The organism is Nocardioides sp. (genome assembly GCF_031397825.1).
Lineage (GTDB): Bacteria > Actinomycetota > Actinomycetes > Propionibacteriales > Nocardioidaceae > Nocardioides.
Genome location: NZ_JANNML010000231.1, coordinates 15,319 through 34,751 on the forward strand (window position 1 = coordinate 15,319; position 19,433 = coordinate 34,751).

General features: G+C 71.6%; 21 protein-coding genes and 1 tRNA gene. 9 read left to right on the top strand and 13 right to left on the bottom strand.

Translation table 11 applies throughout. The annotated features are described in order from the left end of the window. Positions 1-30: 30 nt before the first annotated feature. Complete coding sequence (locus RMN98_RS19510; protein ID WP_309650486.1) at positions 31-630, bottom strand: LysE/ArgO family amino acid transporter; 600 nt, start codon at positions 628-630, stop codon at positions 31-33. A 70-nt stretch (positions 631-700) separates the two neighbouring features. On the opposite strand from RMN98_RS19510, the gene RMN98_RS19515 reads away from it, so the two are divergent. After that, the gene (locus tag RMN98_RS19515) at positions 701-1,612 is read left to right on the top strand and encodes a LysR family transcriptional regulator ArgP (protein WP_309650487.1); all 912 of its coding nucleotides are present in this window, start codon (positions 701-703) and stop codon (positions 1,610-1,612) included. Between the two features lie 25 nt (positions 1,613-1,637). Next, entirely contained in the window at positions 1,638-3,506 is a 1,869-nt protein-coding gene (locus tag RMN98_RS19520; RefSeq protein WP_309650488.1) for a serine/threonine-protein kinase, read from the top strand. 74 nt (positions 3,507-3,580) lie between these two features. On the opposite strand, the gene RMN98_RS19525 is transcribed toward RMN98_RS19520, so the two are convergent. After that, positions 3,581-5,446 (bottom strand): acyl-CoA dehydrogenase, encoded by a 1,866-nt coding sequence (locus RMN98_RS19525; RefSeq protein WP_309650489.1) that lies wholly within the window; start codon positions 5,444-5,446, stop codon positions 3,581-3,583. Between the two features lie 184 nt (positions 5,447-5,630). Between RMN98_RS19525 and RMN98_RS19530 the strand changes: the two genes are divergently transcribed. Next, complete coding sequence (locus RMN98_RS19530) at positions 5,631-6,089, top strand: Rrf2 family transcriptional regulator (protein WP_309650490.1); 459 nt, start codon at positions 5,631-5,633, stop codon at positions 6,087-6,089. 26 nt (positions 6,090-6,115) lie between these two features. On the opposite strand, the gene RMN98_RS19535 is transcribed toward RMN98_RS19530, so the two are convergent. Further along, positions 6,116-6,985: a hypothetical protein gene (locus tag RMN98_RS19535; RefSeq protein ID WP_309650491.1), complete on the bottom strand. Its 870-nt coding sequence runs from the start codon at positions 6,983-6,985 to the stop codon at positions 6,116-6,118. Between the two features lie 84 nt (positions 6,986-7,069). After that, on the bottom strand, positions 7,070-7,360 hold the full coding sequence (locus RMN98_RS19540; protein ID WP_309650492.1) for an SHOCT domain-containing protein: 291 nt from the start codon (positions 7,358-7,360) through the stop codon (positions 7,070-7,072). A gap of 157 nt (positions 7,361-7,517) precedes the next feature. On the opposite strand from RMN98_RS19540, the gene RMN98_RS19545 reads away from it, so the two are divergent. From RMN98_RS19545 to RMN98_RS19555, 3 genes are all read left to right on the top strand, one after another. Beyond that, complete coding sequence (locus RMN98_RS19545; protein ID WP_309650493.1) at positions 7,518-7,970, top strand: nuclear transport factor 2 family protein; 453 nt, start codon at positions 7,518-7,520, stop codon at positions 7,968-7,970. Positions 7,971-8,093: 123 nt separating this feature from the next. Next, positions 8,094-8,633, top strand: a complete 540-nt coding sequence (locus tag RMN98_RS19550) for a SigE family RNA polymerase sigma factor (RefSeq protein ID WP_309650494.1) — start codon at positions 8,094-8,096, stop codon at positions 8,631-8,633. Then, positions 8,630-9,421 (top strand): hypothetical protein, encoded by a 792-nt coding sequence (locus RMN98_RS19555; RefSeq protein WP_309650495.1) that lies wholly within the window; start codon positions 8,630-8,632, stop codon positions 9,419-9,421. Before RMN98_RS19550 ends, RMN98_RS19555 begins: the two co-directional genes overlap by 4 nt. Before the next feature lie 259 nt (positions 9,422-9,680). Here RMN98_RS19555 and RMN98_RS19560 read toward each other — a convergent pair whose 3' ends face one another. The 3 genes from RMN98_RS19560 to RMN98_RS19570 form a co-directional block, all read right to left on the bottom strand. Then, complete coding sequence (locus RMN98_RS19560) at positions 9,681-10,319, bottom strand: DUF2461 domain-containing protein (RefSeq protein WP_309650496.1); 639 nt, start codon at positions 10,317-10,319, stop codon at positions 9,681-9,683. 202 nt (positions 10,320-10,521) lie between these two features. Beyond that, positions 10,522-10,597 (bottom strand) — tRNA-Gly (locus RMN98_RS19565). A gap of 30 nt (positions 10,598-10,627) precedes the next feature. Continuing rightward, on the bottom strand, positions 10,628-11,446 hold the full coding sequence (locus RMN98_RS19570; RefSeq protein WP_309650497.1) for an SGNH/GDSL hydrolase family protein: 819 nt from the start codon (positions 11,444-11,446) through the stop codon (positions 10,628-10,630). 107 nt (positions 11,447-11,553) lie between these two features. Between RMN98_RS19570 and dcd the strand changes: the two genes are divergently transcribed. Beyond that, complete coding sequence (gene dcd / locus RMN98_RS19575) at positions 11,554-12,129, top strand: dCTP deaminase (protein ID WP_309650498.1); 576 nt, start codon at positions 11,554-11,556, stop codon at positions 12,127-12,129. A gap of 62 nt (positions 12,130-12,191) precedes the next feature. Here dcd and RMN98_RS19580 read toward each other — a convergent pair whose 3' ends face one another. From RMN98_RS19580 to RMN98_RS19595, 4 genes are read right to left on the bottom strand one after another with little or no spacing between them, the layout of a single operon-like run. After that, complete coding sequence (locus RMN98_RS19580; protein WP_309650499.1) at positions 12,192-13,178, bottom strand: DMT family transporter; 987 nt, start codon at positions 13,176-13,178, stop codon at positions 12,192-12,194. Positions 13,179-13,229: 51 nt separating this feature from the next. Next, complete coding sequence (locus RMN98_RS19585) at positions 13,230-13,379, bottom strand: hypothetical protein (protein WP_309650500.1); 150 nt, start codon at positions 13,377-13,379, stop codon at positions 13,230-13,232. A gap of 59 nt (positions 13,380-13,438) precedes the next feature. Then, positions 13,439-14,263 carry a DUF4097 family beta strand repeat-containing protein gene (locus tag RMN98_RS19590; RefSeq protein ID WP_309650501.1) on the bottom strand — a complete coding sequence of 275 codons (825 nt, stop codon included), beginning with the start codon at positions 14,261-14,263 and terminating at the stop codon, positions 13,439-13,441. Between the two features lie 58 nt (positions 14,264-14,321). Beyond that, positions 14,322-14,870 (bottom strand): pilus assembly protein HicB, encoded by a 549-nt coding sequence (locus RMN98_RS19595; RefSeq protein WP_309650502.1) that lies wholly within the window; start codon positions 14,868-14,870, stop codon positions 14,322-14,324. 215 nt (positions 14,871-15,085) lie between these two features. On the opposite strand from RMN98_RS19595, the gene RMN98_RS19600 reads away from it, so the two are divergent. Then, entirely contained in the window at positions 15,086-16,813 is a 1,728-nt protein-coding gene (locus tag RMN98_RS19600) for a sodium:solute symporter family protein (protein ID WP_309650503.1), read from the top strand. A 10-nt stretch (positions 16,814-16,823) separates the two neighbouring features. After that, on the top strand, positions 16,824-17,075 hold the full coding sequence (locus RMN98_RS19605; RefSeq protein ID WP_309650504.1) for a hypothetical protein: 252 nt from the start codon (positions 16,824-16,826) through the stop codon (positions 17,073-17,075). Here the strand turns inward: RMN98_RS19605 and RMN98_RS19610 are convergent. Together RMN98_RS19610 and RMN98_RS19615 are read right to left on the bottom strand one after the other, a co-directional pair. Next, the gene (locus RMN98_RS19610; protein ID WP_309650505.1) at positions 17,072-18,130 is read right to left on the bottom strand and encodes a PASTA domain-containing protein; all 1,059 of its coding nucleotides are present in this window, start codon (positions 18,128-18,130) and stop codon (positions 17,072-17,074) included. The genes RMN98_RS19605 and RMN98_RS19610 overlap by 4 nt on opposite strands. A 67-nt stretch (positions 18,131-18,197) precedes the next feature. Then, positions 18,198-19,130, bottom strand: a complete 933-nt coding sequence (locus tag RMN98_RS19615) for a type IV toxin-antitoxin system AbiEi family antitoxin domain-containing protein (RefSeq protein WP_309650506.1) — start codon at positions 19,128-19,130, stop codon at positions 18,198-18,200. Positions 19,131-19,433 lie beyond the last annotated feature (303 nt).

The window sequence follows — 19,433 nt, forward strand, 5'->3', positions numbered from 1 at the left end:
AGTCAGACCGGAAGAGTCAGCCCGGACATCTCAGCCCAGGGCGAGCTTGACCGCGATCGCGAGCATGGTCAGGCCGATCAGCACGTCGAGGATCCGCCAGGCGCGCGGCGTCGCGAGCGCCCGCTCGGCGAGCCGGGCGCCGTAGCCGAGGCCGGTGAACCACACGATGCTGGCGGTGCACGCGCCGACGGTGAACCACCAACGACCCTCACCCTGGGCGTTGGCGATGGAGCCGAGCAGCAGCACGGTGTCCAGGTAGACGTGCGGGTTGAGCCAGGTGAGCGCCACCGCGGTCGTCACGGCGGCGCGCAGCGACGGCGCCCCGGCGCGGGCCGCCTCCAGGCTCTGCGGGCGACGGGCGCGCAGCAGCGAGCTCACGCCGTACCAGGTCAGGAAGGCGACGCCGAGCCACCGCACCACGTCGAGGATCCAGCCCGCCTGCTCCACGATCGTCCCGATGCCGCTGACCCCGGCCACGATCAGGACCAGGTCGGAGATCGCGCACACCGCCACCACGGGGCCGACGTGGGCGCGCAGGAGTCCCTGCCGCAGGACGTAGGCGTTCTGCGCGCCGATCGCGATGATCAGCGTGAGGCCGGTGAGCAGCCCGGAGGCGAGGGAGTCGAGCACGCCGCCGACGTTAGGCGGCGTCTGGACACAAGACCAGCGAAAGAATCTTAGGGATCATTAGAGTTGCTTCATGCAGCCGCATCCGGACCAGCTGGCAGCGCTCGTGGCCATCGTCGAGCACGGCACCTTCGACGCCGCCGCGCGCCACCTCCACGTGACCCCGAGCGCCGTCAGCCAGCGCATCCGGGCCCTCGAGTCCGGCGCCGGCCGGGTGCTCGTCCGGCGCACCACACCCTGCCGACCGACCGAGGCCGGGCAGACCATGCTGCGCCTGGCCCGCCAGACCCGCCTCCTGTACGACGAGGCCCGCGACGCCCTGGGCGACGCGCCGGCCGGCTCGGAGCGGGTGCCCCTCGACCTGGCCGTCGCCGTGAGTGCCGACTCCCTGGCCACGTGGTTCCGGCCGGTGATGAGCGACGTGGCGACCTGGTCGGGCACCACGCTGCGGCTGCACGTCGAGGACCAGGCGCACACCGCGGCCCTGCTGCGGCGCGGTGACGTGCTCGCCGCGGTCACCTCCGAGCCGACCCCGGTGCAGGGCTGCGTGGTCGAGCCGCTGGGGGTGCTGCGCTACCGCCCGGTCGCGGCGCCGGACTTCGCCGAGCGGTGGCGGGTCGGCCGCGGCCACGACTGGGCACGGATGCCGGTGGTGGTCTTCAACGAGAAGGACGACCTCCAGCACGACCTGCTCGCCGGGCGAGCAGGAGCCGGCGCGCTGCCACCGGTCGTGCACCGCGTGCCGACCTCCGACGACTTCCGTGAGGCGGTGCGCCGCGGGCTCGGCTGGGGGATGCTGCCCGATCCGCAGGCGTTGCCGGACCTGGCGGAGGGACGGGTGGTGAGCCTGCTGAAGCGCGGCCACGTCGACGTACGACTCTTCTGGCAGCGATGGCGTTTGGACAGCCTCGCCCTGGGAACGCTCACGGACGCCGTCCGTGCCGCCGCCCGCGAGGGCCTGCGCCGCCCGACCCCCTCTCCCTGAACCACCACCCCCTGGAGCCCCACAGATGATCCGCCTGCCCGCCGTCGGTGAGGACTTCGGCCGCTACCGCCTGGTCCGCGAGCTCGGCCGGGGCGGGATGGGGGTCGTCTTCGCTGCGGTGGACGGGGTGCTCGACCGCGAGGTGGCGCTGAAGATCATCGCCCCGCAGCTGGCCGGCGACGACGACTACCGGGCGCGCTTCAAGCGGGAGGCGCTCGCGCTCTCGCGGATGGACAGCACCCACGTCGTCCAGGTGCACGACCACGGCGAGCTCGACGGCTGCCTGTTCCTCGTGACGCAGCTGATCCCCGACGGAGACCTCCTCCACCGGCTGGGCAGTCCTGGAGGCCTCGCGCCGGGCCAGGCGGTCGACCTCGTCATGCAGGTGCTCGACGGTCTCGCGGACGCCCACCGGGTCGGCGTCGTGCACCGCGACGTGAAGCCCAGCAACATCCTGCTCCGGCAGCGGGGCGAGCGCCTGCACGCCTACCTGTGCGACTTCGGCATCGCCACGGCGCCCGGCGAGCAGGTGACCCGCACGGGCGCCCTGGTCGGATCGTTCCCCTACATGGCCCCCGAGCGGCACCGCGCCGAGCAGGCCGGGGTCCCAGGCGACCTCTACTCCGTCGGCTGCGTGCTCTGGCAGGTGCTCACCGGCACCGCCCCCTACGCCGGCACCGACGTCGAGATCGCGGTCGCCCACCTCCAGGCACCGCTGCCGCAGCTGCCTGCCACCGACGCGTTCTCGACCGCGATCAACGCGATCCTGACCACGGCGCTGGCCAAGCTCCCGGAGGATCGCTACACCTCCGCCCGGGCGATGCGCGCCGACCTCGCGGCCGTCGTGGCCTCCGCTCCCGACAGGCTGGCGCTCCCGGCCGCCACCCAGGTGCGCCACTCCGTCCTGCCGGGGGTGGTGGTGCCGGCCGCCACGGTCGCCCCGAGCGCGGCGGCGCAGCCGAGCCGTCGCAACGCCCGCCGCAGCGGCGCCCTCGCGGTCCTGGGCGTGGTCGGCGTCCTCGGGGTCAGCACGGCGCTCGCCCTCGGCCTGCAGGGCGACGAACGACGCGTCGACGAGACCACGACGGTCGCGACCGAACCCGCGAAGGTGTCCGAGGTGCCACCGTCGATCGTCGGTGGCGTCACCTTCAGCACCGAGACCGTGCCGGCGAGCCCCGAGGTCCGCCCGGGCGAGGCGCTCCCGGGCGGCGGCACGCCCGAGGGCTCCGGGCAGGGTGCGGCACTGCCCGGTGGCGGTGGCGGTGGCGGTGGCGGTGGCGGTGAGGGCACCGAGCCCACCGGGCCGGGCCCGACCCGCACCCCCGGGCCCGGCAACCAGGCCACGACCGGGCCGGGACCCGGCAGGACCCCGTCGTCGAGCCCGTCGTCGAGCCCGTCGGCCAGCCCGACGCAGAGCCCCAGCCCGACCCCGGCACCGCCACCGCCGTCGTACCGCTGCTGGGACGGCACGGGCACCGACGGCCCCGATGCCTGCAGCGAGCCGAGCGGGGTGGCCGGCCTGGCCTGGGTCTACAAGGACCCCGCCGGCTGTGCGCAGGCCGGCGGCACCGCCAACCGGCTCACCGTCCTCGACTGCCGTCTCTCGACACCCGGCGGCGTCGCGACGATCACCTACACCCACTGGTCCTCGGTCCGCGCGGCCAAGAGCAACTTCCGTGACGAGTACGACGCCCGCCCGGCCGACTGGCGCGGGTGGGGCTTCCGGTGGGCCAAGGAGACCCCGCGACGTGACGTCGTGCTGCGGCGCGTCCACCTCTACCGCGACGGTCCCTACAGCGTCCTGGTCAAGGCGGAGTCGCAGCGTGCTTTCACCTCCGCGCTCGACGCGGTGCGCTACCGCAAGCCGGGCAGCCTGCGCGGGCGCCCGGCCTGACCGATCCCTGACGCACGACGACCCCCGACCGGTCACCCGGGCGGGGGTCGTGCGTCGGTGCGGGTGGAGCAGGATCAGAAGGCGTCCTCGGCGAGGTCCATCAGCGAGAGGTCGATGCCCTCGGCGATGGCGCGCTCGGCGGTGAGGCGGGGCAGGTTGGTCTGCGCGAAGAACTGAGCAGCCGCGACCTTGCCCTCGTAGAACGCCTTGTCCTTGGCGGACAGGTCGTCGCCACCGAGCTTGCCCAGCGCCACCTCGGCGCCGCGCAGCAGCAGCCAGCCACAGACCACGTCGCCCAGCGCCATGAGGAGGCGGGTGGTGTTGAGCCCCACCTTGTAGATGTTGCGGATCTCGTCCTGGGCGGACATCAGGTCGTTGATCATGTGGGCGACCATCGCGTTGGCGTCGTCCAGCGCCGTCGCGAGGAGCTGACGCTCCACCTTGAGGCGACCGTTGCCGGCCTCGGAGTCGATGAACGACTGGATCTCGCCCGCGAGGTGGCCCAGCGCCTTGCCCTGGTCCTTGACGATCTTGCGGAAGAAGAAGTCCTGGCCCTGGATCGCCGTCGTGCCCTCGTAGAGGGTGTCGATCTTGGCGTCGCGGACGTACTGCTCGATGGGGTACTCCTGCAGGAAGCCCGAGCCGCCGTAGGTCTGGAGCGACTCGGTGCCGAGCAGGACCCAGGAGCGCTCCGAGCCGTAGCCCTTGACGATCGGGAGCAGCAGGTCGTTGACCTTCTCGGCCAGCTCGTCGCGCTCGCCGGCGTGCTCGGCGATCATGACGGTGTCCTGCCACGAGGCGGTGTAGAGCACGAGGGCGCGCATGGCCTCGGAGAAGGACTTCTGCGTCATCAGCGAGCGACGCACGTCGGGGTGGTGCGTGATCGTCACGCGCGGCGCGGTCTTGTCGCCCGACTGGGTCAGGTCGGCGCCCTGGACGCGGGACTTGGCGTAGTCGAGCGCGTTGAGGTAGCCGGTCGAGAGGGTCGCGATGGCCTTGGTGCCGACCATCATGCGGGCGTTCTCGATGACCTGGAACATCTGCGCGATGCCGTCGTGGACCTCGCCCAGGAGCCAGCCCCGGGCAGCCTCGCCGCCACCGACCTGTGGGTCGCCGAAGGTGACCTCGCAGGTGTTGGAGACCTTGATGCCCATCTTGTGCTCGACGTTGGTGACGTAGACGCCGTTGCGCTCGCCGGTCAGCTCGCCGGACTCGTGGTCGAAGTGGGTCTCGGGCAACCAGAAGAGCGAGAGGCCCTTGGTGCCCGGGCCGCCGACGCCGTCGACGCCCTCGGGACGCGCGAGGACGAGGTGCATGATGTTCTCGCTCATGTCGTGCGTCGCGCTGGTGATGAAGCGCTTGACGCCCGTGATGTTCCACGAGCCGTCCTCGTTGGGGGTGGCCTTCGCGCGGCCGGCGCCGACGTCGGAGCCCGCGTCGGGCTCGGTCAGCACCATGGTGCAGCCCCACTGGCGCTCGACCATGATCTGCGCGACGCGCTTGTCGCGGTCGTTGCCGTTGCGGTGCACGACGCCCGCGAAGGGCGCGCCGGCGGCGTACATGTGGATGGGGGCGTTGGAGCCCAGCACGAGCTCACCGATCGCCCAGTTGATCGTGGCGGGGGCCGGCGTTCCGCCGAGCTCCTCGTTGATCTGGAGGCGCCAGTACTCCGCGTCCATCCACGCCTGGTAGCTCTTCTTGAAGCTCTCCGGCATGGGCGCGGTGTGGCTCTGCGGGTCGAACACCGGCGGGTTGCGGTCGCTGTCCTCGTAGGACGCGGCCAGGTCCTCGCGGGCCAGGCGGTCGACCTCGCCGAGGATCTCGCGGGCGGTGTCGCCATCGACCTCGCCGAAGAGGCCGGAGCCCAGGATCTCGTCGCGGCCCAGGACCTCGAAGAGGTTGAACTCGATGTCACGAAGGTTGCTCTTGTAGTGGCTCACTGACCCACCGTTTCTGTGTCGAGGAAGGACGCTACTCGTCGGTAACATAATGATAGGCAGGGTGCTTGCTGCATGCAAGCCGTGGCTAGCACGCGTGATCCGGATCTCCCGCCCCTCACCGTCGATCGGCACCAGCGGCTCGTTGGTCCAGTGATTGACTCGATCTATCTGAGACACTGGCTTCATGCGAGTTTCCGCCAAGTCCGACTACGCCTTGCGTGCGCTGATCGAGATGGCCTCGCGGGTCGACGGTCGCGCGGTCAGCGCCGAAGAGCTCGGTCGGCTCCAGGAGATCCCGCACGGCTTCCTCCAGGCGATCCTCGCCGACCTGCGGCGCGCCGGCATCGTGATGTCGCAGCGCGGCCAGTCGGGCGGCTGGCGCATGGGTCGGCCCCCCGGTGAGGTGTCGGTGGCCGACGTCATCCGGGCCGTCGACGGCCCGCTCGTCTCGGTCTACGGCCTGCGTCCCGAGGCGGTCAGCTACAACGAGTCCGCCGAGGTGCTCCAGCACGTGTGGATCGCCGCGCGCCGCTCGCTGCGCGACGTCTTCGAGCAGGTCTCGATCCAGCAGCTCGCCGACCAGAAGCTCCCCAAGGCCGTCACGTCCCGCACCGCCGACGAGGACGCCTGGCAGCCGCACTGATCCAGCCCCACTGATCCAGCCGCAGGTCAGGCAACGGACGGGTCGTTCTCCCGACGGCGCAGCTTGCGGCGCTTGCGCTCCAGCTCGACCACCCGGGTGCTGAGCGTGTCGTTGCGGCGCGCGAGCCGCTCGAGCTCACGCAGGGCGTCGTTGAGTGCCTGGTCGGAGCTGTGGATCAGCTCCTGGGGGTCCGCGACGGCGCAGCCGTTGTCGCAGAGGTCGGTCAGGTCGCCGTGGACGTCGACCTCGCGGCTGGCGACCTGGTGCTCCCAGCGCCGCCCGAGCTCGCGCAGCGCCTCCTGGCGCTCGATGGAGACGAGCCGCTGCGGGCGCTCGACGAGCGGCTTGCCGACGCCGTCCAGGGGCAGCGACGCGGTCCCGAAGCCGACGATCTTGCCGAAGGCCTTCCACACGGCCTTGCGACCACGGTCGGGAGGTACGACGACCACGTGCACCCGCCCGGGCTTGCCGACCGCCTTCGTCCAGCGGTCGAGGATCGCGCCGAGGTCGAGGTCCGGGTCGCTCCACGTGTCCGGGGCGGCCACGGTGACGACGACGTGGACCTTGAAGCCGGCGAGGGCGTCGAGCAGCAGGGCGATCTGGTCCGGCGTGGCGTCGGCGAGCAGGGGCTGGCTGAACACCAGGGTGTCCTTGCCCTTGTAGCCGCGACGGCAGATGCGCGACCAGGCACCCTCGACCTCGGCGCGGTCGTAGCCCCAGGCGCGGTGCTCGCGCCGGATCTCGATCGCGGCGCGGAACATCTCTTCGGCAGAGGTGGCGGGCCGCTTGACGCCGAGGTCGGCGAGGGCGTGTCCGTGCAGCTCGAGCGCGGCGTCGAGGAAGTCCGCTGAGCGGTCGTCGAGGCCGACGTGGAGGAATGCCTTGCGCTTGGCCATGTCGCCACGGTCACAGCCGCAAGCCAGCGCCGGGCCAGCAGCGGGCCAGGGGCAGACGGCGGGCGGGTGAACGTCAGGTGACGCTCATCGTCGGTCGAGCCGGGCGAGGCGCAGGACCTCGACGCGGCTCTCGAACTCGGCGGCGTCGATCTCGCCCCGGGCGAAGCGGCTGGCGAGGTGCTCGTCCGCGGGGGACGGGCCCGTCGTGGCCGGAGGCGGCGTGGTGCTCGCGTGCCTGCTGTCACGCAGCATCGCCAGGATCCACACCAACAACCCGACGACCAGCAAGGTCGTGAGCAGCATCATCAGGCCCATGCCGACCCAGGCTCCACCGTCGTGCATCCCGTTCCAGCTGCCGTTGTCGTCGTTCCACATGGTGCCCACCTCCCGATCCGGTGGCGACCTGCCGCCGGCTCTGCTGCCAGCGTGATCCCCGGCGAGGTCGAGCGGCAGAGGCGCGAGACCCGGGATGTCGGGACCTTCGGACCCGCGTTTCTAGAACAAGTTCTATGTCTGGGCCTACGATGCCCGCATGATCACGTCGGACGCCATCGCCTGGAACGCTCCCAACGACCCGCACCCGGCGCGCGCAGCGTCCCAGCGCTCCTACTCCGCCGTCGCCAAGGGCGACCTGGCCGAGTGGCTGACCGTCTATGCGCCCGACGCCGTGCTCGAGGATCCCGTCGGACCGTCGATGTTCGACGCCGAGGGCAAGGGCCACCGCGGGCACGAGGGCATCTCCGCCTTCTGGAAGCTGGCGATCGAGCCGATCGAGACCTTCGAGTTCACCATCACCGACTCCTTCGCCAACCCGGGCAGCAACACCTGCGCCAACATCGGCTCGATCCGCACGACCTTCCCCGACGGCAGCTTCACCACCACCGAGCTGATCATGGTCTACGTCGTCCACGACGACGGGACGGTCGCCTCGATGAAGGCCTACTGGGAGCCCGAGCGCACGATGGCGACCTTCACCAAGCCCTGAGACCACCCGGCCCTGAGCCGAGTCGGCGCGATGCTGCAGCCGGATCCGCTGGGGCTGTGACATGGACGCGTCGGTCGGCGTCGGAGAGGGTGAGGGTCCACGGCGGATCCGACCAGGAGAGACATGTCGACCGATCTCGGGACGTTCGACGAGCGGGAGTTCGAGGAGTTCGCGCTCGCGCGCACGCCCCAGCTCTACCGCTCGGCGTGGCTGCTGTGCGGTGACCGGCACCAGGCCGAGGACCTCGTCCAGGAGACGCTGGCCAAGGTGTACGCCCGCTGGCGGCGCCCGTTCGTCAGCCGCATCGACAACCCTGCGGCCTACGCCCAGACCACGCTGACCCGCACCTTCCTCAGCGCCCGCCGGCGCCGCAGCAACCACGAGACGCCGTACGACGCCCTCCCGGACGCCGCCGCGCCCGACCCGGCCGCTGCCAGCGACCTGCGCCTGGCGCTCCGCGAGGCTCTCGGGGGGCTCGCGCCGGTGGACCGGGCGGTGGTGGTGCTGCGCTACCTCGAGGACCTCACGGTCGACGAGGTCGCTGCGCGCACCGGGCTGTCGTCCGGGGCCGTGCGCAACCGCAGCATGCGGGCACTGGCCCGGCTGCGGCCGCTGGTCGACGCCGACATCTCTGCTCCGCAGAACCCGAGAGGAACGCCATGAGTGAGCACGAGAGCACCCGGATCACCCGCCTGCTGGAGCAGGGCAGCGACGGGCTCGAGCCCGACGTCGCCGGCATCGTCGAGCGAGGGCGCGAGCGAGGTCGGCAGCGACTGCGGCGCGGTCGGATCGGCGCCTCGCTGGCCGCCGCTGCCGTGGTCGGCGCGGTCGCGGTGAGCGCTGCCGTGGTGCCGTCGCTGCTGGGCGACGACGCCCGCACGGTGGAGTCGGGATTCGCCGACGGCCCCTCCGACGAGGGCCCGCCCAGCGACGTACCGTCGCAGGAGCCTTCCACGGAGGTGTCGGTCGGCCCCGAGGAGGTCGCCCCTGCCCGGACGTCGATGAAGGCTGCGGAGATCCCGGGCCTCGTGCGTGACCTCGTCCCCGGGGAGATCTCCGACGCCTCGGAGCGCACCGGTCGGATCATCGACGCGGGCGAGGAGGGGCAGATCGCGCACTTCCGGTGGAACGGGTTCCTCACCAGTGCCGGCATCAACCCCGCACGCAGCGAGGGGACGCCGATGCAGGTGTGCCGTGCTGCCTCCGGGCCCGGGATGGACTGCCGCGAGCGCGAGGACGGCTCGGCCGTGCTGACATGGCAGGACCAGGGTCCTGCGATGGACGGCGGCGTCACGGCTCGTGGGGTCTCGGTCTACACCCCCGGCTGGGAGGTGTGGACGGTCTCCTACAACGCCGCCGACGGCAAGGACTCGCCCGTGCTCGCCCCCGAGCCGCCCTTCACCTTCGAGCAGCTCGAGGCGATCGGCTCCGACCCGGCGTGGTTCGACTGAGGTTTCGCACTCCGACGGTGGGTCGGTGGCCGGTCTGCGCCAAGGTGCGGTCGTGTGCCGCAGGCAGCGCTCCGGCGCGCTCTGAGCGACACGACTCGACGACTCCGTGTGGCCAGGTCGACCAGCCGCCGAGTCGTGTGCGCCAGACCGCGCGCTGCCGCAGCCTCCGACACACGACCCGCGCGCCCGGGATGCCGGGAGGCCGGGCCGCCCGGGAGCCGCCGACGGTGCTCGCCTGCAACATTGCGCCGACTCGGCGTCACTCCGCCGCGGCGAACGCCCTGTCCAGCCACGCGATCAGCGGCTTGAGGGCGCGCCAGTCGTCGCGCACGTGGTCGAGCAGCTCGGGGGTGTGGATGAAGGACTCGAAGCCGTAGGGCTTGCCGACCACGAGCTGCTTGTGGCGCAGCAGCCCGATGCGCGGGTGGTCGGCGGGCCAGCCGCGGGGCGAGGTCTTGAGCTGCTCGCCGCCGACCTCGAAGCCGACCTTCTCCAGCTTGGTGAGCAGCCGCTTCAGCGCCGGGCCGCTCACGTCGTCGGCGATCGCGTCACGCACGGCGGCCAGACGCGGGCCGGACGCCTCGTAGAAGCCTCCTCCGACCCGCATGCCGCGCGGCGCGATCTCGACGTACCAGCCCATCGACTGGCCGGCCGCGACGAAGGCGCCCTGGTGGGTCTTGTACGGCGTCTTGTCCTTGGCGAAGCGGACGTCGCGGTAGGGGCGGAAGATCTTCGGAGTGCCGAACTCCTGCTCCAGGCCCGCCGTCAGCGCCGTCATCGGCTGCTTGACCGCCTGGTCGTAGACGCCCTTGTGGGCCTCCCAGAACGACTTGGTGTTGTCGACCTCGAGGTCGTCGTAGAAGTCGAAGGCCGCGACGGGGAAACCGGTGAACTCCACCCGGCCAGACTAGGTCGGTCCGGGCGGCCGAGGAGAGGGGGCTGCCGCGACGGGGCGATGGCGGTGGTGACGCCGCTGCTCGCCATCACCCCGTCCTGTGAGCCGGGTGGAGAGGAGACCGCCCGACCAAGGTCCAACGCTGGACCAGACCAGAGGTCACGGGCCCGAACGGGTGAAGTGGCTGGAGGCGGGAGGGAGGAGGTGGAGCGGACGACGAGACTCGAACTCGCGACATCGACCTTGGGAAGGTCGCGCTCTACCAACTGAGCTACGTCCGCACGGCCCGGTCACCCGGGTCGGCTCCCAGACTATATCGACGGCCCGTCGGTCGGCGCGCCGGCCGCGCCGGCCGTGGCGGCACCGGGCGGCACCAGCCGGGTGAGCGAGGGATGACGCGGCGAGATGGTGTCGCCCGAGGAGCGCCCGGTGAGCCGACGGTGCACCCAGGGCGCGGCCGACGTGCGCACCCAGACAGCATGCTCGCGCAGCGCGTCGCGCCGGCTCACGACCGGCAGCTCGTGCAGCGGGAGCGGCTCCAGGTCGTGGTCGACCCCCAGGGTCTCGAGCACCTCGATCGCCATCCGCTGGTGACCGGCCGGCCCCATGTGCATGCGGTCGTCGTCCCAGAGTCGCCAGTCGCGGTACTCCCGCAGCCGCCAGAAGTCGACGACGTCGGCCCCGTGCCGGTCCGCGCTCTCCCGCACCAGCTCGTTGTAGAGCGCGAAGCGGCCGCGCAGCATCCTGTACGTCGCCGAGCCGCCCGGGTCGAAGGCCGTCCACACCAGCAGCCGCGCGCCGGTGGCGGCGAGCCGCGCCAGGGCGTCGTCGTACCTCCCGATCAGCGCGTCGAGGTCGACCTTGGGGCGCAGGATGTCGTTGGCCCCGGCGTAGATCGTCACGAGGTCGGGCTCGAGGGCCAGCGCCGGCTCGAGCTGCTCGGCCAGGATCGCGTCGAGCTTGCGGCCCCGGATCGCGAGGTTGGCGTAGCCGACGGTGTCGCCGTGCGAGGCGAGCACCTCCGCCACCCGGTCGGCCCAGCCGCGCAGCCCGTTGGGACGCGTCGGGTCGGGGTCCCCGTAGCCCTCGGTGAAGGAGTCTCCGAGGGCGACGTAGCGGTGGAAGGGCATGCCCCCATCCTGCCGGGGTGACACTGAGGGTGGTCTCGCGCCTCGACGTCTCGGGCGTCGTGCGTGACGCCGAGGAGCGCAGGTCGGGCGGCCGGTAGGGTGCCAGCGTGCTGCTTTCCGACCGCGACATCCTCGCCGAGATCGACCACGGCCGGATCGCTCTCGAGCCCTGGGATCCCGCGATGCTGCAGCCGTCGTCGGTCGACGTGCGGCTCGACCGGTTCTTCCGCGTCTTCGAGAACCACCGCTACCCCCACATCGACCCCTCGGCCGACCAGTCGGACCTGACGCGTGAGGTCGAGCCGGAGGGCGACGAGCCGTTCATCCTGCACCCGGGTGAGTTCGTCCTGGGCTCGACGTACGAGGTCGTGAGCCTGCCGGCCGACATCGCCGCCCGCGTGGAGGGCAAGTCGTCGCTGGGGCGGCTCGGACTGCTGACCCACGCCACCGCCGGGTTCGTGGATCCTGGCTTCTCGGGGCACGTGACGCTCGAGCTGGCCAACGTGGCGACGCTGCCGATCAAGCTCTACCCGGGCATGAAGATCGGCCAGTTCTGCTTCTTCCGGCTGACCTCGCCGTCCGAGCACCCCTACGGCTCGGAGAAGTACGGGTCGCGCTACCAGGGCCAGCGTGGTCCGACGCCGTCGCGGTCCTTCCAGAACTTCCACCGCACACAGATCTGAGGACGGCGGCCAGCCGCGCTGGCCGACCTCGGCGTCGACCGTCTCCAGGTGGCCTTCATGGGCTACTGGCGCTCCGGCGTCGCGATGAAGTCCCGAGGGAGGTCCTCGGGCGGCAGCAGCGGCGGGTCGCCGGGTGTCGCGCGCCCGAGCCCCGCGACGGCGAGCAGGATCAACGCGGTGCCGGCGACCCCGGGGGCGCCGAGTCGTTCGTCCAGCAGGAGCGCGGCCATCACCGCGGCCGTCACCGGCTCGAGCAGCGTCGCGATCACCGCAGCGCTGCCGATGGTCGTGCGGAGGCCGGCGTAGAGCAGCCCGTAGGCCAGCGCCATCGTCATCACGCCGAGGTAGACCAGGAGCGCCAGCACGCCGGGGTCGCTGCTGACCAGCGGCGAGCCGCCCAGCCCGTCGAGGCCGCTGAGGAACCCGAGCGGCAGCAGCGCCACCGCGCCGACCGTGGTGGTCGTCGTCGTGAGCGCCAGGGGACCGGTGCTCTGGGCGAGCGGCCGGCCCATCGCGGTGGTCAGGGCGTAGGCGGTGCCGGAGCCGATCGCGGCCAGCACTCCGAGGAACGGGTGCGGGCCGGTGCTGCCGAGGCCGGCGGTCGAGCTGACCAGCAGCAGCCCCGTCAGGGCGGCGACGAGCACCAGGAGTCGCGAGGTGTCCGGCCGGCGACGCGCGTGCACCGCCTCACCGACGGTCAGCAGGACCGGCGCCAGGCCGAGGCTGACGACGGTGGCGACCGTGACCCCGACCGCGACGACGGAGGCGAAGTAGAGCGCCTGGTAGGTGGCGGTGGCCAGCCCGACCGCGACCCCGAGGCCGGGGCGCTCCCGCAGGAGTCGTCGTACGTCGGGCAGCCGGCGCAGTGCCACGGCTGCGGCGAGCAGGACGATCGTGGCGATGAGCATCCGGTAGGCGCTGATCGTCAGGACCGACATCGGCGTCGTCTCGCGGACCAGCTGGACCGCGAGGCCACCGGTGCCCCACAAGACGCCCGCCAGCGAGATCTGCAGCAGCCCGATCCGGGCTGCCCCGGGCTGCTGGGTCACCGGACCAGTCTCGCCGAGTCGGCGCGACGTGACACCGGGTTTGTCCGCGGGTCAGGACTCCAGGCGGTCCGCGAGCGTGCGCAGGCGGCGGGCCATGCGCGTGGCTCCGCGGGAGGGCAGGCGAGGGACGGACGCCTTGGCGAGGCGCTCGGCGATGCGGTGGCGGGCCTCGGTCTCGATCGACGGGTGCAGCTCGTTCATGGGGTGCTCCTTCGACGGGTGGGCTGTGGGGGATCAGGCGGGCAGGTCAGGCGGGCAGGTCAGGCGGGCACGAGGACGACGTCGCCGCTGACGGTCGTGGCGCGGACCTCGAGGTGGTCGGCGCCCTCCTCGGGCTGGCCGGCGCTGGTGATGCCGGAGTGGAGGCGGCCGGTGAGCGTGGTGATGTCGGTCCAGACGGGCAGTCCCGCGGGCACGCCGATGTGCACGTCGCTCGAGGCGCCCTTGACGGTGACCCGGCCGCGCCGCGCCACCCCGATCCTCAGGTCGCCGCTCCCGGTCGACAGCGACACGTCGTCGCTGGACTCGGTGACGGTGACGTCGCCGCTGCCGGTCTTGACGATCGTGGGGCCGTGGCTGGACCCGATCTCGATGTCGCCCGAGCCGGTCGAGACCGACAGCGCAGCGGCCGCTCGGGTGATCACGACGTCGCCGGAGCCGCTCTTGACGCGCACGTCCTGGTCGGTCTGGGCGACGCGGACGTCGCCGGACCCCGTCTCGAGGGTGGCGGCACCGACGACGTCGATCGCCACGTCACCGGAGCCGCAGCGCACCTGGCAGGTGTCGTAGCGGCCGTGCGCGCGCACGTCGGCGCTGCCGCTCTTGACCGCGAGGTTGCTGCCGGTGGGCACGGTGATGACGAAGTCGAGGGACGCGTCGCCGGCGCTCAGGAAGCCGGTGCGCTGGCGTGGGGCGATGACGACGAGGTCGTCGCCGTCCTGCTCGACGCGGACGCCCTCGGCGTCACGGCCCCTGACCTCCACGCGGGACTCGGTGGTGTCGACGGCGTGGACGGTCACGGAGCCCTTGCCGATCTCGGCGTAGAGGCTGACGGGGTGCAGGGTCGCGAAGTGGTGCTCGGTCATGGTGTCTCCCCTGGGAGTGGGTGGTGTGCCAGTGGGTCGGGTGGACTGCGCCGGAGCGTCAGAGCCAGCCGGTCATGCGCCGGTTGCCCTTGCCGCGCAACGGGTCGTTGCCGCCGAGGAACGGGATGCTCGAGAGGTCGATGTCGACGTTGACGACGCCGTGATGGGTCGCGTTGCGCACGACGCCGACCAGCCAGGTGTTGAGCGACTGGCCCGCTTGGGCAGCGGCGTCCTCGGCGCGGGTCTTGACAGACTCGGGCAGCCGCAGCGTGATGCGGGCGACGCCACCGTCCTCGTCGCTCTCGCCGGGAGGTGTCGGTGGCGCGGGCGGCGCCGGGGGAGCCGGCGGTGTCAGGTCGGCCGGCGAGGGTGCCGTGACGACGAAGTCGAGCTCGCGGCCCTGGAGGCGTACGTCGACCCCTCCCGCCGGCATCTCGGCCGTGATCTCCGCCGCCGCCTGCGAGATGGCCTCCATCAGCGCGAGCCGGGCGGCTGGGTCGAGGGCGAAGCCGAGCCGCTCCGCAGCCTGGCGGGCCTCGGGTCCGGCACCCTCGGCGGCGGCCAGGAGGTCGCGTCGCAGGCTCTCGACGAAGGGGGTGATGTCCATGCGCACCACTTTGACATCATCGTGACGTCATGTCAAGCAGTTCTGACGTCATAGTGATGTCGAACCGATGTCGAGCTGGTGTCACGGATGGCGGATTCGTTTGCCCCGGTGCGGATCGGGGCACCTAGATCGAGGTTTCTCCGGGTGACCGCCACCGGACACGTCTGCAACGAGGCAGCGCATTGTCGATTCCGACCGTCCCTAGCCCGACCGTCATGGCCAGTGACACGATCATCTCCGCGAGCTTCGTGGACTACCTGATCGTCTTCCTCTACTTCGGGGTCGTCCTCGGCATCGGTGTCATCGCCCGCCGCCAGGTCTCCGACTCGGTCGACTTCTTCCTCTCCGGTCGCTCGTTGCCCGCGTGGGTCACCGGGCTGGCGTTCATCTCCGCCAACCTCGGCGCCGTCGAGATCATGGGCATGTCGGCCTCCGGCGCGGAGTTCGGGCTGCCGGCGGTCCACTACTTCTGGGTCGGCGCGATCCCCGCGATGCTCTTCCTCGGCATCGTGATGATGCCCTTCTACTACGGCTCCCAGGTGCGCTCGGTCCCCGAGTTCATGCTGCGCCGCTTCGGCCCGGGCGCCCACCTGGTCAACTCGATCTCGTTCGCGGTCGCCCAGCTGCTCATCGCCGGCATCAACCTCTACCTGCTCGGCAGCATCATCCGGGCCCTGCTCGGCTGGCCGCTCTGGCTCGCGCTCGTCGTCGCTGCCGCCATCGTGCTGTCCTACATCACCCTCGGCGGGTTGAGCGCCGCGATCTACAACGAGGTCCTGCAGTTCTTCGTGATCGTCGCAGCCCTCCTGCCCCTGACGCTGATCGGACTCCACAAGGTCGGCGGCTACGGCGGGCTCAAGGACAAGATCGCCGAGGCCGCCTCGGGCAACCCCGACATCGCCCCGGCCGACCAGCAGCTCAACTCCTGGCCGGGCCAGGCGCTCTCGGGCTTCGACTCGCCGATCCTCTCGGTGATCGGGATCGTGTTCGGTCTGGGGTTCGTGCTCTCCTTCGGCTACTGGACGACCAACTTCGTCGAGGTCCAGCGCGCCATGGCCTCCGACTCGATCTCCTCGGCCCGCAAGACGCCGATCATCGGCGCCTTCCCCAAGATGTTCATCCCCTTCATCACCATCCTGCCCGGCATGATCGCCGCGGTCCTGGTCTCGGAGATCGCCGACGTCAAGGCCGGCGAGTCCGTCGCCGGAGGCGCGTCCGGCGACGGGGTCGCCTACAACGACGCGCTGCTCTACCTGATGCGCGACCTGCTCCCCAACGGCCTGCTGGGCCTCGCGATCGCCGGCCTGCTCGCAGCGTTCATGGCTGGCATGGCGGCCAACATCTCGGCGTTCAACACCGTCTTCAGCTTCGACCTCTGGCAGCAGTACGCCGTCAAGGACCGCGACGACGACTACTACCTGAAGGTCGGGCGACTGGCGACGGTGGCGGCCACCGTCATCGCGATCTTCACCGCCGGCCTGGCCAGCAACTTCTCCAACATCATGGAGTACCTCCAGGTGCTCTTCGGCTTCTTCAACGCCCCGCTCTTCGCCACCTTCATCCTCGGCATGTTCTGGAAGCGGATGACGGCCACGGCCGGCTGGGTCGGCCTCAGCGCCGGCACGCTCTCCGCGATCGCGGTCGCCTTCCTCAGCGAGGACGCCTTCGGCTCGCTCAGCACCGGCGTGATCCCGCTCGGGGGCCAGGGCGCTGCGTTCGTCGCGGCGGCCACCGCCTTCGTGGTCGACATCGTGCTCAGTGTCGTGGTCTCCCTGGTGACGAAGCCGAAGCCGGTCTCGGAGCTCAAGGGCCTCGTCTACTCCGAGACCCCCCGCGAGGACCTGGTGGACGCCGACGAGGCGTCCTACCCCTGGTATCGCCGCACCATGCCGCTCGCCGGGGTCGCCCTGGTGATGGTCATCGCCCTCAACCTGGCCTTCTGAGGAGGACCTCATGTCATCACCTCGCACCTCCGGGCGCCAGCACACCGCCGGCGCCCTCGACATCCGCAACATCATCGGCGGCCTGCTCGGCACCTACGGCGTGATCCTGACCATCACCGGCCTCGTCGCCGACCCCGAGACCGACAAGACCGGCGGCGTCAACGCCAACCTCTGGGCAGGCCTCGCGCTGCTCGTCGTCGGCGTCGGCTTCCTGGTCTGGGCCCGGCTGCGGCCCGTGGTCGTGCCGGAGACGACGGACTAGTCGGCACCGTCGTCGCATCGGCCGGGCCGGTTGACGTTGACGTCGAGCGACACCCGCTCGCCGGCGGGGTGGAGGGTGTCCGGTCGTGGGGTCTGCGCCACCACCGTGCCGTCCTCCTGGCAGCCCCGCAGGTCGAACACGTAGGAGCTCGGCTCGAAGCCCGCTGCCACGACGGCCTGTCGGGCCTCGTGGTCGGTGAGTCCCCGCACGTCCGGCACCGTGGCTGCCGGCGCGCCCGGCTCGATCGGGTGAGGCACGACGGAGTAGGCAGACACGGCGCTGATCAGACCGTCGGTCTCGTAGATGTCGACACCGGCCGGACAATCGGCGGTCGTGTAGACGACGATGTCGAGGGACCAGGCGCTGCGAGCGGCGAGCTCGTCCGGCTGCCGGCCCTGGCGGCACAGGTCGAGCGGGTCGCCGACCCGCGTCGAGAGGACGGGCGGTCGGAAGTCGCCGTAGTCAAGCGAGGGGAGTCCCCGCCAAGGCACGACGGTCTGGCGTGCGGTCTCGAGGATCTCCAGGGGTGAGCCCGCCCCCCAGGCCTCCGGGTCCGCCGCCTCCGCCCCGGTGAGGGTGCCCGTCGGCTCACCGTCCACGAAGACCCGCACCTCGTCGGCGAACGCCGGCGCCGGTCCGCGCGACCCGGCGAAGTCGAGGAACGCGTAGGACTCCGGGCGTCGCGGCGGCGCGATGCAGTAGGCGTCGCCCATCGAGACGCCGCTCGGGACGACGACGACGGGATCGCCCGGGGAGAACGTCGTGCCCATGGTGGGCTCGGTTCGCCACGCGCGACCCGGCGGCTCGTCGCACTCCTGCGCGACCTGGTCAGGGTAGGGGCCGCTCGTCACGTCCAGCCCGAGCTCGGTGAGCATCGCCTCGGCGTCCTGCACCGACAGCCCGAAGACCGACGGGATCTGGTCGGACCCGAGGACGGAGTCGATGGCCGGCGTCGGTGCCGGGGCCGCTTCGTCGCGCCGGTCGGGCTCGACCCCCGCGCACGCGGCCAGCAGCGTCGTGCCGAGGACCAGCGCTGCGATCTTCCTGATGACCATGACCACCTTCCCTTCGTCCGACCCTACGACTGTCAGGACCCTGGATCGGTTCCCCGCACGGTTGCGGTCACGGGCAGTCGGCGCACCGGGTCGGCTCGCCGTCCCAGCCGCGCCGCTGCAGGACGGCGCCGACGGCGGCTGCGGTGGCGCAGCCGTCGCGGAAGACCTGCCCGTACCCCAGGCGCAGCGTCTCGAGGCCGTCGACGGCGGCGCTCAGGTCGCGTCCGAGATCGAGGTCGCGGGCCACCGCCGAGTCGTGGAAGAGGCGGCCGTCGAGCTCGACCAGCACTCCGCCGTGGTCGACGTCGGTGTAGGTCCGCCCCGCGTGGGAGTAGCGGACCTGGCGCAGCCCCTCGGGCAGGCCGTGGGGGCGCAGGACCCGGTCGAGGTAGCCGTGCTCGAGCACCGAGCAGGTGCCCTCCGCGACGTCCTCGAGGACGCCGAGCAACGACGCGCGGTCGCGCACCCGGCTGCGGGAGCGGGCGGTGCGGAGGAGCCGCTGCGCCGTCGTACGACGTCCCCCGCAGGCGTCGGCCAGCACGGCGACGGTGTCGAGGCGGGTCGGTGCGTCGAGCGTGACGTCGAGCACCGCGTCGTCGTAGCGGATCCGCGGTGGGGCGAGGTTGGTCAGGGCGCGGTCGGTGAAGTCGCGCAGGCGGTGCACGTGCACCCCCTGGGCTGGCGTCACGTTGCGGTCGGCGTCGACGGCGACCTCGATGTCGCGGTCGTCGACGTGCCTGCGTCCGGGGCCCTCGGCGATCCGGACGGCCGACGTGTGGCTCAAGGCGGAGCCCGGCCCCGCGAGGAGCACCGCCGCCCACGCGCGCTGCTTCCAGGTCAGCGGGCCAGTGTGCTCGACGTAGACGCCCGGGTGGACCGTGGCCAGCTCGCGTCGGCGCAGCATGCGTTCGAGATCGTGCTGCTTGAGCCCCAGCCCGAGGGCCTGTCGGCGGGACACGAGGCCGTCCTGGTCACGCAGCAGCTCCGAGATCTTGTCCATGAGAAGCAGGGTGCGACGTGGCGGTCAGGGTGAAACCGGGACCGCGTCGGGGTGTGGACATGAGTGCGGCGGGGGGGGCGCCACACGGGTCATGGGTCCACCCCCCGGGGTGGGGCGCGGGGTTTCGGGGGGAAAAGCTGGAATGCTGGATTTCATTCAGCAGCTCGTGAGCGGAATCGCGCTCGGCTGCATCTACGGGCTGATCGCGCTCGGATTTGTGCTGATCTACAAGACAACTGAAGTCGTCAATTTCGTCCAGGGCGAGCTCCTGATGCTGGGCGGTTTTTTCGCGTTCACCTTCAT